Genomic DNA, 12,877 nt, shown 5'->3' with positions numbered 1-12,877 from the left:
GGGCCCTTCGGCATATCTCCTCCATTCCCTCCTCTTCTCGCGTTCTGCCCGCGTGTCGATGATGGGAGCCACGAAAGGCTTGTGAAATGAAAACCGTCATTCACGTGATGCGTCACGGCGAAGTCGACAATCCCGAAGGTATTTTGTATGGCCGCCTTCCCGGCTATGGCCTTACCGATCTTGGTCACCAAATGGCCGAAGCCGTCGCAGACTACTTGGTGGATGCCAACGCGGACATCACCCACGTCGTCGCCTCGCCCCTGCTGCGCGCCCAACTCTCAGCAGCCCCCACGGCCTCGGCCTACGATCTCGAAATCGAACACGATCACCGCCTGATCGAAGCGGAATCCGTTTTTGAGGGCGTCGCGGTGAACGCAAACCGGTGGATTTTGGCGCAACCGCAATACTGGCGCTACTACGTCAATCCTCTGCGTCCATCGTGGGGAGAATCCTACGCTCACGCCGCACAGCGCATGACCCGCGCGGTTGCCCGTGCACTGCGTGAAGCTCGCGGTCACGAGGCCCTGCTGGTTTCGCACCAGATGCCGATTGTTTCGCTTCAGCGTTTAATCCGCCACCAGCCTTTAGGACACTCGCCGCTGTCTCGTCAGTGCTCTCTTGCCTCGCTGACATCACTCATTTTCGACGACGACGTGCTGGTTGGGATGACCTACACGGAGCCCGCTGCGCACCTGCTCTCCCAGGCCTCGGACATGGTTCCGGGAGTATCTGAGGCTCAGCTCAAGCGCTAGGTGTCGGGCCTTCTTCCGCACCGGAATCAGAATCCTCTCCATCGGCTGCGGTGGAGGGGTTTTCTGTATTTTTCTTCTCTTCTTCGCGCTTGCGTTTCATCTGGAGATCGCGTTCGAGGCGGAAGAGGAACTCGGGATCATCATCGGGCGCTGCTGGAGCTTTTGGAGAGCCCTGTTCCTGACGTTGTTCCGCGTTCGCGACAGCCTTGAGGATGATCCACGCAAGCGCACCCAAGGAGAGGAAAGGAACCGTGACGACCAAGATGATCAGCCAGGTCATTCGTGGAAGATTCAATGGCATGCGATCGGCAGGAGTTGTCGCCCAGTCTGAAATTGCGTAGACCGATGCAGCGAACCAGGCGATAACAAAAAGAACGCGAACCATGCTTCGAGTGTAAAGCAGGTGATCAAGCAAATGTACTTGAGACCAAAAGGGCGCTCACGAAGATGGCCCAGCCCAAGGTCAAGAAACCCGTGTGTTTAAGGACCATGATGAGTCCCTTCCCGCGCAGGTCGCTGAGGACCAGATACGCGGGCTGAGTAATCGCCAAAAGCCACGTAATTGAGGCCAGAATGCACACGATCACAGGAGTGCCAACGGCCTGGGGAAGAGCGGCAAAAACTGTGATGGGGAAGAGAAGACACAGCGCATAAATCCAGCGTGAGGTCCGCTGTCCCAAACGCACCGCAAGAGTCTTCTTTCCGCTCGCGCTATCTGTTGGGATATCGCGGATATTGTTCACCATGAGCATGGCAACCGAGAGCAATCCTAGGCACGAGGCCATGAGCCACAGCCACCAGGGAGCCTGAGGGGTGTGCGTCCAGGTTGTCCCAACGGTTGCCATCAGGCCAAAAAAGACGAAGACGAAGAGCTCGGATAGCCCGATGCCCATGTAACCGTAGGGATGCTTCCCTCCCGTGTAGAACCAGGCTGCGGCAACGGCTGCGATGCCGGCGGCAATGAGGATCCATGCTGCGCTAAGCGCGACCAGGATCAATCCGAGTACGCCGGCTGCCGCAAAGCATCCAAGTGCTGCACTCAGAACAGTTCGAGGCCGAGCAAGCCCCGACCCGGTGAGGCGCTGGGGACCGCTGCGCTGATCATCCGTCCCGCGGATCCCGTCGGAGTAATCGTTGGAGTAGTTGACTCCAATTTGGAGGAGTAGGGCGACGCTGAGTGCGAGGACGGAGCGGAGCGGGTGGAAGCTGCCCAGAGCGTAGGCGGCGGCCACACCCACAATGACGGGGGCAGCGGCTGCGGGAAGAGTACGCAGCCTGGCCCCTTCAATCCAGTCCGCAAGAGTCGCCCCGCCCGGCCTTGCCTGACTCATCGGCGCCACTCTGAATCGCTGCCGGTCAGAGACTCGGCAAGGGCGCGCGCTGCAAGACGGTTGACCTTGCCCGATGAGAGCTGGGGGATCTCGGGAACGAAAATGACGCGGCGAGGTGCTTGCGGTCGACCGATCTGGTTCGCGACCTCCTCGCGGATCTTGTGGCCCCAATGCTCAACGAAGTCTGGGGCGGGTGGGAAAGAAGTCTGCGCCTCGGGGACGACCAGACAGGAGAGGACTTGGCCCCACTTCTCATCATCAAGTCCCACCGACCACGCGTCCTTAACTCCGGACACGTTCTTGAGAGCATCATCGACCCGAATAGGCGGGATGTTGAGGCCTCCGGAGATGATCACATCGTCGGCGCGCCCCATGACTTTCAGGCGTCCACCCGCGTCAATCATTCCGGTGTCTCCGCTGATGAACCAGCGTGTGCCGAGTTCGTCGTGGAAGGGAGTGTCCCGGGCGAGATAGCGAGTGAGCAGCACGGGGCCCGCGATGGCGATGCGGGTTGCTCCGTCCCAGTCGAGAGTGCGGACCAGCACTCCGGGGAGGGGAACCCCATCGTAGACGCAGCCGCCGCATGTTTCCGTCATTCCAAAGGATTCGACGATGTGGAGGCCTGCTTCTTCTGCGCGGGCGCGCAAAGCCGGATCCAAACGAGATCCGCCGATCAAAATGGTGTGAAGTTTCGCCATTGCCGCGAGGACCTCGCCTCCAGCATCGAGGCAGGTTGCCAACTGGGTGGGGACCAAGGACAGATAGCCCGGAAGCTCAGGATCGGAGGTAGCACCTGCAATGGCCGGAAGCAGATCCTGCGGGTTGAATCCGTGGGTGCAATCGACGATTTGGGGAGAAATCTCTGTGGCTGCCGCGCGCATGAGGACTTGGGCGCCCGCAATGTGGTGCGAGGCAAGAGCGAGGATCCAGCGTCCAGGATCACCAAGCGCGGAATGAGAAGCCTTGACCGAGGCCAAGAGAGCCTCGATGGAGAGCCCGACCAACTGGGGTTCGCCAGAGGATCCTGAGGAAGCGAGGACAAGATCGATCCCGTCAAAGAGGTTGGGATCGTCGATGCGGTCAGCGAGTTCGGGATAGAGCTCGGGTGGAAATGCTTCACGAGGCGTAGTCACGGCTGCGCGCAGGCTTGAAGGTGGCACTTGGGCGGGATCGCGGATCACAACAACGGTGCGCGGCGCTGGATGGCTGGGATCGGCCTGGTGCTCTTCATACAGCTCAACGAGCTTGTGCAAGGAAGCGTGCGCCATAGCTACAGATGCCGGGGAGGTGCCCCCCGGAACAACAAGAAGACGAAGGTCACTCACTTTTTACCTCCCCGGTACCGCCTTCTTTAACGGTACGCCTGAACAGCGGAAATAGGGTACCAGGAAACAATCAGCTACGCGCGGCAAGGCTTCGTGGGTGCGAAGCTGTGAGTTTATCGCGAAAACAATGTGAAATCGGTAGGATAGGGACGATGACTGAACATACTTCTTCCCGATCACGCAAGCCTCTGATCCTTGGCGTCTCGCTTGGGGTCTTCTTCGTTGCGCTGATCGCTGCGGCTGTCGCTTACGCAGTGCACTACTCGGCGCGTGCTCTGCCCAATGTGACCGTGGCCGGACAGTCCGTTTCGGGAATGACTCGCGATGAAATTGTCTCCATGGTCGATGAGCGCGCCGCCGGGATGAAGGTCAACCTCAAGGTTGAAGGGCATTCGACTGAACTCGCGCTTGCTGACATGGGCATGACCGTTGATTCTCAGGGGAGCGCTGAGCAAGCTCTTGCTCCGAATAAGAGCATCTTGGAACGTTTCAAAGCGCTTGCAGTTCATCACGACGTCCCCGCTGCAGTCACAGTCGACGACGTCAAGCTCAGGGACCTGTCGAATAAGGTTGCCTCTTCCCTGGGAACACCGGTCGTTGATGCCAGCGTGCATCCCGCGGAGGACCAGGAATCCTTCGTGGCAACCTCTTCGCAGGCTGGCCGTGGAGTTGCCTACGAAGAACTTCGTTCAGCCCTTGGCGATGCCGCTCGCATGCTGCGTGGGGGAGACCTCGAACTTGCGGCCTCGAATCTGTCTCCCGTCGTTGACGACCACACGGCACAGGGGATCGCCGAGAGCGCAAATAAGCTGGCGCAGATCCCCGTTGAGATCTCCGATGGTGAGGACGTGATCAAGGCCGATGCGAAGGCTCGCGTTGGCTGGGTCAAGATCTCGGCCGCCGAAAACGGTACCTTGAATCAACCGACGATTGACGATGAGCGCGTACGTGAGTGGGTTCGTACTCAGGGGGAAAGCACCAATCGCGAGCCTGTGAATGGTCGTCACAACGTGAATTCCGCTGGCGATATTGTCCAAACCCCGAAGAAGGCTGTTGATGGTCGCAAGGTGAAGGACCTTGATGCCCTCTCGTCTTCTGTTATTGAATCGCTCAAGGCAAATCGCGAATTTAAAGGCGAGTTCAGCTACGACACGACTCCTGCGACTTATGAGCGCAAACTGATCGCAGATGGCGCAGAAAAGCTGGTGTATCAAGCAGCACCGGGAGAGAAGTGGCTCGAGATTAACCTCGGAAACAACTCTGTAACTGCCTATGAAGGCGCGACAGTGGTTCATGGTCCAGTCGCAATTGTTCCGGGTTCTCCCGGCCATGAGACCGTGACGGGTCTGTACAACGTTTACCTCAAGTACCAAGCACAAGACATGGGCTGTACTCCGGATTGGCCCTACTGTGCCAAGGGCGTCCCGTGGGTGACCTATTGGACCGGTTCTTACGCTTTCCACGGTGCTCCTTGGCAGAGCTCCTTTGGCTGGAGTGGCCCGGGAGGCTCGCACGGCTGCATCAATATGCCCGTTGACGAAGCACGCTGGGTCTATCAATGGTCGGAGATTGGAACTCCGGTCATGTCCCACTACTGAGCCGCAAATCCGCGTGACTTCTTTCTGACTGGGGAATATGTCACGAAAAGATCACGCGATGGGGCCAATAGTCCGGTGATCTTCCGGCACAAATGTGGGAGAATAATTCCTGACAGATGTTGTCATCAATTAGGAGGCTCCTGTGCCCATCGCAACCCCTGAGGTTTACAACGAAATGCTCAACCGTGCGCGTGACGGAAAGTTCGCGTACCCGGCAATTAACGTGACCTCTTCTCAGACTCTGAGCGCTGCACTTCGCGGTTTCGCTGATGCCGAATCCGATGGCATCATCCAGGTTTCCGTGGGTGGCGCAGAATACTGGTCAGGTTCCACCGTCAAGGACCGTATCGCCGGCTCTCTGGCAATGGCTGCCTACGCGCGTGAGGTCGCAAAGAACTACGACGTCACCATCGCACTGCACACCGACCACTGCGCAAAGCAGAACCTGGATTCCTGGACCGAGCAGCTCATGCACATGGAGGCCGAGGAAGTTAAGGCAGGTCGTCTGCCCTGGTTCCAGTCCCACATGTGGGATGGCTCCGCTATCGCCCTCGATGAGAACCTGGAAATCGCCAAGCGCCTGCTCCAGCTCGCAGTTGACTCCCACACCGTCCTCGAGATCGAAGTTGGCGCCGTGGGTGGCGAAGAAGACGGCGTCGTTGGCGAAATCAACGAGAAGCTCTACACCTCGACCGCAGATGCCATCAAGACCGTTGAGGCTCTGGGCCTAGGCGAGAACGGCCGTTACATCACCGCTCTGACCTTCGGCAACGTGCACGGTGCTTACAAGCCCGGCCACGTCAAGCTGCGTCCCGAACTCCTGGGCACCATCCAGGAAGAGGTCGCCGCTCACTACGGTCTGGATCACCGTCCCTTCGACCTGGTCATGCACGGTGGCTCCGGCTCGACCGACGAAGAGATCGCACTGGCAGTTGCCAACGGCGTTATCAAGATGAACGTTGACACCGACACCCAGTACGCCTTCACCCGCCCGGTCGTCGACTGGATGATGACCAACTACGAAGGCGTCCTCAAGATTGACGGTGAGGTCGGCAACAAGAAGAAGTACGACCCCCGCGCATGGGGCAAGGAAGCGGAAGCCGGCATGGCTGCACGCGTCGTTGAAGCTGCTGAGCGCCTCGGCTCGGTCGGCACCAAGATGCGCTGATCGCTTCTGAGCAAGCACATCTGGTGGGGGTACCTCAAGGGTGCCCCCACCTTGCTTTTTATTTTGAATGCGGCGACTCAAATTTCATGTTCAAGACGCGTCCATCCCAATTTGTAGAGCCACAGTCAATTTCGAAGAATAGAGACGCTAGACTTGAACCAAGTCGAAGGACCACCGAGGGTCTGACGGAAGGAAGACAAAGATGACTGATGCACCATGGACCCGCGTTGAGGGCATGATGATCGCTTCCCAGCTTGATCCCGCCGAGGTTGCCCAGGCACTTCGCGAGAAGGATGTTCTGGTCCAGCTTGAATGGTTTGAAGCCACCCCCCAACTCCTAGGACTCAACGTCGCAGTGGCAGATGGCCGCGTTGCGACTATTACTGAAGGATCAACCGAGGCTGTGCCGGGTCTTACGGTCACCGAGCTTGCCCAGGATCTTGCCCAGCGCTTCAACGCCGAAGTTCGTTTGGGATCTGAACACGCTGACGCACTGTCTCAGAATGAGAGCCCGCTCGCTGATTTCCTCCCCGACGAGGTTGACGACACTGAAACTCCCGTCCGCATTGTCGAAATCGGCCGTACCCCCGCTTCGTCGGTGCCCTTGCTCGCAGCCCTCGAAGGCGTTGACGTTGCTGACATCGAGCTCGAGGATGGCTATCGTGCCCTCCTCGCTGAGATTCCGGAAGAAAAGTCCGGATGGAACTTCGGCGATCTCCCCTTGGTCTCTCTGACCATGACCGACGGCGATTTGCATCTCTACCTCGTCACCGACGACCACCTCGAGCATGTGCTCACCTACAACTGGGGAATGACGGTTCGCATCGTTGTTGGTTCTTCCTCTGCCGAGGCCGTTGATCCGGCCGTCGTCGACCTGGTAGGGGACCGTCCCGCATTGCGCGAGATTGCAGCCCACGTTCCTGGAGCCGATGTTGACGCACTGCTGGCAGCTCAAGAACTCCGCGGCGCGGAGGCAATCACTGGGGTCGTCCAAGCTCTCGCTCTTCCTCATGGCGTCGCCGAGTTCCTCTCGGGGACCATCGAAGCAAGCGATGTTGAAGGCGCGGTCCTGCATGCCGCTCGCGGAATTTCAAATGCGATCGGACGAAGTGTTGACATCATGATGACCAGCACTGAGGATGCGCAGACAGCGATTCAAAAGGCCTATATGGCAGTCGTTTCTGAGCGCCCGTGGATCATCTCAACGCTTGCCACCTTGGAGGCGGCTGTCGGTGCGTCCATGCTTGTCTCGACAGTGAAAACCCCCAAGCCTCGCTCTGGATGGAAGATCTTTGCGGGAGTCTTTGGCGGGGCCATGCTTGTGGATGCATTTGCTGAGATCGCACTCGCGCGCGTGATGCGATCGAAGTTCCACCGTCGCTGAGACTGCGAAACTGATAAAACAGTGCCGTCCATGCCTCTGGTGAGGTGTGGACGGCAGTTTTTATCCCCTGGATCGGATGAGGAAAAGTTTCTGGGTTACTTTCCCTTGTGGAAAGTTGCAAGAGCCCCAGCCGCAGCAGTGACAAGAAGCGCGGCAACCGCGACGGCACTGTTGGCTTCAACATCGCTCATGAGGCCACCGCGGCGACCATCGGCGTTGAATGCGTAGCTGGACGGGGGATTTGCTACGCCGGCATCAGTGGAATTAGATGCGGCCGAAGCTGAAGGAGCGGCAGTCGCGGGACTGATCGGTGCGATAGGGGCGTTGGTGCTGCGCTGAGCCGCACGATTGCTGTTCTGCTGAGGAGATTGCGAGCGGTTCGCAGTCGCCCCGTTGTTTCGCGAAGAATTCTGAGCGCTAGGACGGTTCGGCGACTGTGGTGAATACACTCGAACGACGCGGGCGGGAGCCGGAGTACGGTGGTCCGTATTCGGACGAGGCCTGGGCTGGACGATCACACGCCCCGGATTCTGATGAGTCGGGGAAACTGTTGCTGGAACGCGCGTATTCGGGGAGGCGGTGGGGGTTGCCTTCTTCGTTGGCGTAGCAGTTGCAGTCGGTGTAGGCGCTGACGTGCTTACAGACGCAGAGGGAGACGGAGTCGGCGTCGTTGAAGGGACGGGCGCGGGGCAGCTCAGCTGGCCACTGAGTTCCAGCTCGGTCCAGCGCGATTCGTCACTACTCAGACGCTTCCAGTGGAACTTAGTCGTTGTTTCGCTAGACGAATCTGGCGAGCAGCTGGGCGCGCTCTGGCGAATGCGTGCGACGATCGAAATCTTTGAATCCCGAGGCATATTGACCACCGAGTGGAAGAGAGGAACTTCCTTATCGGAGGTAAAAGCAGCGGAACGCTCATCAGCGAAGTTCGGGCAGCTTGCTCCGCCATCCGTCGTGCATTCAAGGGTCCAGGTCAAGGTCTGGGCACCCGGCGCCTTACTGGAGAAAACACCTTCAATTTCGAGCTCGCGAACGTCGTTACCGACATTGCTGAGTTCAAAAGTCATTGTCCGGATCTCACCCGAAGCGACGAGAATTTCCGGAGTCGAAAGGCTGGAGTCAATCGTGGGGATCGAATTCAGCTCGTCGATTTCTTTGATGGAGGTCGCATTAGCCGACGGAATTGCATGGGATTCGGCCCAAGTCTGGCCTTCGTGACCGGTGAAATCACCAATAGAAGGATCGCCCTGAGGGGTCGGCTCGGGGTCAAGCTCGTCCAAAGTCACTGCGGGAGTCTGGTTTGGGAGCTTTTCTTCGGGTGCGAACTCAGCGCCTTCGACAACGATCTCTGCCTTTTCGTAGGGAGTACGCGCGAATCGCCTCCCGAGTTCGGAGTCCCCGTCCAAGACAACGGCGTCGGAAGAAGTCCCGATAGAAGCAGTACGCGAAGTCTGAGCCGGCTCTGTTGAATCAGCTGAAGGAGCGGCAGCGTAAACCTCGTCGGTCTTGTCTGCGCTCATATGCCCATTGCCCGGAGCTACTGAGACGGTCGTTGAGGGGAAGAGATCCACATCTGCAAGGGCAGGTGCCCACGGCAGGGACATGACCGTGAAAGATGAACCGATTGCTGCCGATGTCAGGAGAATCAGGGCGCGCGAAACCCGGGGAGCCTGTCGATACGACGGCGCCCTGTGGGAGGATCGCGTTCCTAAGTGAATTCTCACATAGGCCCTTTCGTTCTAAGTGGAATGCACGATGGGAGCGTGCACCACTAACACGCACTTTATGTTAACGGCAGTACTAGTTTATAGGGTTTGTCAAGGTTTTGGGATACAGGAGTGTATCAGAGCTGTGACTTTCCCTAAAATTCAGCTAAAAATGTCATGGATCGCAACCCCTGTCTGAGATTCGCAGACCCTGAAGAGGTACTGAAAGATTAGTCTTATTAGAAATAGTAAGGATAGGGGGACCAATCTGGCTCGCGGTGCTCAATGAAAGCATCTCGGCCTTCCTGAGCCTCGTCAGTCATGTAGGCCATCCGCGTTGCCTCCCCCGCAAAGACCTGCTGCCCCGCCAAGCCGTCATCGGCCAAATTAAAAGCGAACTTCAACATTCGGATGGCCTGAGGAGATTTTGTTGCAATGATGCGAGCCCACTCGAGTGCAGTTTCTTCCAGCTGCGCATGGGGAACCGCTTCGTTGACGACGCCCCATTGCGCGGCCGTATCCGCATCGTAGCGGCGAGCAAGGAAGAAGATCTCGCGAGCGCGTTTATCTCCCACCTGACGTGCTAAGAGCGCCGAACCATAACCGGCATCGAAAGACCCAACATTTGCATCGGTCTGCATGAAGGCCGCATGGTCACGCGAAGCAAGGGAGAGATCACAAACGACATTGAGACTGTGCCCACCTCCCGCTGCCCACCCGGGGATGGCAGCAATAACAACCTTGGGCATCGTGCGAATCAGGCGTTGAACCTCGAGGATGTGGAGTCTTCCCGCCCGCGCGGGATCAATCTGTTCCCTTCTCTTTTCTACCTGTGCCGAGGCCTCGCTTCCCTCAACTTCATAGCGGTAGCCATCCTTGCCGCGGATGCGCTGGTCGCCTCCCGAACAAAACGAATAGCCGCCGTCGCGAGGGGAGGGGCCGTTCCCCGTCAAAATGACGGCGGCAACGTCACTGGTCATTCGCGCGTGATCAAGGCAACGGTAGAGTTCATCAACCGTATGTGGGCGGAATGCATTGCGAATTTCAGGACGATCGAAGGCAATGCGAACGACGGGCAGATCCGCGCCTTTGGGGGCGCCGTCGATAGGGCCTCGGGAAATCCCCCGATGGTAGGTCATATCGGTGAGCTCGAAGCCCTCAACCTCGCGCCAGCGCGTGGGGTCAAAGGTGTCAGAAACAAAATCCAGTGCACTCATACAGCCAAGAATACCGACCCGCTACCACTTGGTCCCGGCACGTTTTAGGATAGGGGGGTTCACATATTATGCGTCCGCCTAAAGGAGCCCATTGATGTCCTCCTCTTTGTCCGTAATTCCCGGACTTGTCCCTCTTCCAGTCTTCATTGAAGAAGCACAACCCCACCCCGCTGATGCAACATGGGCAGAAATTAGCCCCTCGGTTGTCCTGTGTACCGAAGAAGAATTCGAGGCCGCAGTCGCCCCCTGCGAGCTCCCAGCCGGCTGGCAGCGCAGCGAGGCCTACCTCTTGAACCTGTCCAACGGTGCGGCGCAGGTGAGTGCGATCAGCGAACTTGGACTTTCGCGAGGCCTAAGAAGGCTGAATACCTTGGCGATCGCCAATCATCACCACGAGCCCGTCGCTGTGAAAATTTTTGACTACCCCGCATACAAGCATCGCGGCCTGCATATTGATGTCTCTCGCCATTTCTTTGGTGTTCCCACGATCGTGCGTGTCATGGATGCGATGAGCGAGCTGGGGCTAAATATCTTGCATCTGCACCTCAGTGACGATCAGGGCTGGCGTATTGAAATTCCACAGTTCCCCGAGCTCATCGAGCGCTCTTCTGATTGTGCGGTTGGCGGGGAAGAAGGCGGATACTACAGCCTCGAGGACTATCAAACGTTGGTCGAAGAAGCGCGCTCGCGGATGATTGCGATTATTCCCGAGATCGATATCCCGGGGCACGTCAACGCAGCGCTTCACGCTATTGAAGGTCTTAACTCCGACGGCGTATGCCCCCCACTCTATGAGGGCACAGAAGTAGGCTTTTCAACGCTGTCCACCAAGGCCCCGGCGACGCAAGCATTCCTCGAAGCAATCGTCCAGACCCTTGCTCCCTTCTCTCCCGCGGGAATCCACATCGGTGGGGATGAGTCCTTCTCGACCGCAGAGGGCGATTACCCGATCATCGTTGGCAGCCAGATTGAACGCATCCATGCATTGGGCAAGCGCGCTTTGGCATGGGAGGAAGCAGCGGATCTTCTGGGCGAAGGAGACCTCGTGCAGGTCTGGCATGACGACCTCGAGGGCGACTCTATCGCTCGCGCAGTTGCGCGCGGCGTGCGTGCAATCATGTCGCCCGGCCCCAAGGCCTACTTTGATATGAAGGAATACCCCGAACAAAAGCTCGGTATCACCTGGGCCGGTATTCTTCCTCTGAAGAATGCGTGGGATTGGGATCCAGAGAAGATCTGCGAAGGCGTGGATCGTGAAGGGATCGAAGGCGTCGAGGCCTGTCTGTGGAGTGAGACCCTCCGTCGCGAAAAAGATGTGTGGGAAATGCTCCTGCCGCGCTTAGCGGGCCTTGCTGAGGTCGCCTGGGCTGGTGGTCCCCGTGGAAGCTGGGAGGACTTCCTCGAGCGTCTCGCAGGTCTTGAGGCGCTGTGGCGAGGCCGCGGCTGGTACATCAAGTAGCAACAAGGTGATGCCCTCCCCGATTTGGGGAGGGCATCGTCGTCACCCGCACGCGCATTCCAAACGTTGGGCGGCGAGGAAAAGCGCTCAGTTATTAGACCTGGGCGTACAAGCGCATGAGGCGCTCAACTTCTTCTTGAACCAAACGAGTTGCCGGGCCAACGTACTTGCGCGGATCAACCAAGGATGGATTCTCGTTGAGGATCTCGCGAACTCCAGCGGTGAAGACAACATTCAAGTGTGTAGAGACGTTGATCTTTGTCATCCCTGCACGAATGGCCTGAACCATGCCTTCGTCGGGTACGCCCGAAGAACCGTGAAGTACCAGGGGAACCGGAACTGCCTGGTGAATTGCGGAAATCAGGTCGTTATCGAGGACCGCCTCACGAGTTGCCATGGCGTGTGAGGAGCCCACTGCGACAGCAAGAAGATCTACGCCGGTGTCGGCAACAAACTGTGCCGCGTCATGGGGATCGGTGCGTGCAGAAGGATCGTGGACGCCGTTCTTGCCGCCCACCTCGCCGAGTTCCGCTTCAACGCTCACGCCGTGCTCGTGCGCAAAAGCCGTAATTTCAGCGGTGGTTTCACGGTTTTGTGCATCGGGGAGCTTAGAGCCGTCGTACATGATCGAGGTGAATCCGAGCTCGATGGCCTCGCGGCAGAGGTTGGTGTCTTCTGCGTGGTCCAGGTGCACTGAAACTTGCGCGGACGAGGCTTCTGCGAGTTCAAGGAGAGCCCGCCCGAGGGGGCGCAGACGGCCGCCGTGGTACTTCACTGCGTTTTGTGACAGCTGCAGGACCAGCGGCAGATCGGTGTTTTCAGCGGCCTGAACGAAGGCCTCGGCGTGGTCGAGAAGGACCACATTGAAAGCGGCAAGGCCAACCTTGCGCGCGGCGCACTCGCGTGCGAGTACAGCGGTATCAGCAAGCATTGTGACCTA

The 12,877-nt window shown here is 58.3% G+C and carries 11 protein-coding genes; 5 read left to right on the top strand and 6 right to left on the bottom strand.

What is annotated here, in order from left to right; translation table 11 throughout:
• Window positions 1–86: 86 nt before the first annotated feature.
• On the top strand, window positions 87–752 hold the full coding sequence (locus BQ8011_RS00695) for a histidine phosphatase family protein (RefSeq protein ID WP_072456667.1): 666 nt from the start codon (window positions 87–89) through the stop codon (window positions 750–752).
• Here BQ8011_RS00695 and BQ8011_RS00690 read toward each other — a convergent pair.
• From BQ8011_RS00690 to BQ8011_RS00680, 3 genes are read right to left on the bottom strand one after another with little or no spacing between them, the layout of a single operon-like run.
• Window positions 742–1,137 (bottom strand): phospholipase, encoded by a 396-nt coding sequence (locus BQ8011_RS00690; protein ID WP_072457808.1) that lies wholly within the window; start codon window positions 1,135–1,137, stop codon window positions 742–744. The two genes, BQ8011_RS00695 and BQ8011_RS00690, sit on opposite strands and share 11 nt — an antisense overlap.
• Window positions 1,138–1,159: 22 nt before the next feature.
• The gene (locus tag BQ8011_RS00685) at window positions 1,160–2,083 is read right to left on the bottom strand and encodes a 1,4-dihydroxy-2-naphthoate polyprenyltransferase (RefSeq protein ID WP_072456664.1); all 924 of its coding nucleotides are present in this window, start codon (window positions 2,081–2,083) and stop codon (window positions 1,160–1,162) included.
• Window positions 2,080–3,408: an AMP-binding enzyme gene (locus BQ8011_RS00680; protein WP_072456661.1), complete on the bottom strand. Its 1,329-nt coding sequence runs from the start codon at window positions 3,406–3,408 to the stop codon at window positions 2,080–2,082. Before BQ8011_RS00680 ends, BQ8011_RS00685 begins: the two co-directional genes overlap by 4 nt.
• A gap of 152 nt (window positions 3,409–3,560) precedes the next feature.
• Here BQ8011_RS00680 and BQ8011_RS00675 point away from each other — a divergent pair, with 152 nt between their 5' ends.
• The 3 genes from BQ8011_RS00675 to BQ8011_RS00665 all read left to right on the top strand — a co-directional run bounded on the left by BQ8011_RS00675 (window position 3,561) and on the right by BQ8011_RS00665 (window position 7,558).
• Window positions 3,561–5,006, top strand: a complete 1,446-nt coding sequence (locus BQ8011_RS00675; protein ID WP_072456658.1) for a L,D-transpeptidase family protein — start codon at window positions 3,561–3,563, stop codon at window positions 5,004–5,006.
• A gap of 142 nt (window positions 5,007–5,148) precedes the next feature.
• Window positions 5,149–6,174 carry a class II fructose-bisphosphate aldolase gene (gene fbaA / locus BQ8011_RS00670; protein WP_034502361.1) on the top strand — a complete coding sequence of 342 codons (1,026 nt, stop codon included), beginning with the start codon at window positions 5,149–5,151 and terminating at the stop codon, window positions 6,172–6,174.
• A gap of 202 nt (window positions 6,175–6,376) precedes the next feature.
• Window positions 6,377–7,558 (top strand): hypothetical protein, encoded by a 1,182-nt coding sequence (locus BQ8011_RS00665; protein ID WP_072456655.1) that lies wholly within the window; start codon window positions 6,377–6,379, stop codon window positions 7,556–7,558.
• Between the two features lie 95 nt (window positions 7,559–7,653).
• Here BQ8011_RS00665 and BQ8011_RS00660 read toward each other — a convergent pair whose 3' ends face one another.
• The gene (locus BQ8011_RS00660) at window positions 7,654–9,279 is read right to left on the bottom strand and encodes a hypothetical protein (protein ID WP_072456652.1); all 1,626 of its coding nucleotides are present in this window, start codon (window positions 9,277–9,279) and stop codon (window positions 7,654–7,656) included.
• Between the two features lie 221 nt (window positions 9,280–9,500).
• Window positions 9,501–10,478 (bottom strand): 1,4-dihydroxy-2-naphthoyl-CoA synthase, encoded by a 978-nt coding sequence (locus BQ8011_RS00655; protein WP_072456649.1) that lies wholly within the window; start codon window positions 10,476–10,478, stop codon window positions 9,501–9,503.
• Window positions 10,479–10,572: 94 nt separating this feature from the next.
• Here BQ8011_RS00655 and BQ8011_RS00650 point away from each other — a divergent pair, with 94 nt between their 5' ends.
• Window positions 10,573–11,937 (top strand): family 20 glycosylhydrolase, encoded by a 1,365-nt coding sequence (locus tag BQ8011_RS00650; RefSeq protein ID WP_072456647.1) that lies wholly within the window; start codon window positions 10,573–10,575, stop codon window positions 11,935–11,937.
• Between the two features lie 94 nt (window positions 11,938–12,031).
• On the opposite strand, the gene BQ8011_RS00645 is transcribed toward BQ8011_RS00650, so the two are convergent.
• A complete protein-coding gene (locus BQ8011_RS00645) occupies window positions 12,032–12,868 on the bottom strand; it encodes a class II fructose-bisphosphate aldolase (protein ID WP_072456644.1) in 837 nt (278 codons plus the stop codon).
• Window positions 12,869–12,877: the final 9 nt, after the last annotated feature.

Source organism: Actinomyces marseillensis, from assembly GCF_900155605.1.
Lineage (GTDB): Bacteria > Actinomycetota > Actinomycetes > Actinomycetales > Actinomycetaceae > Pauljensenia > Pauljensenia marseillensis.
The sequence above is the reverse complement of the archived record's forward strand: the minus strand, read 5'-3'. Positions and strand labels throughout refer to the sequence as shown.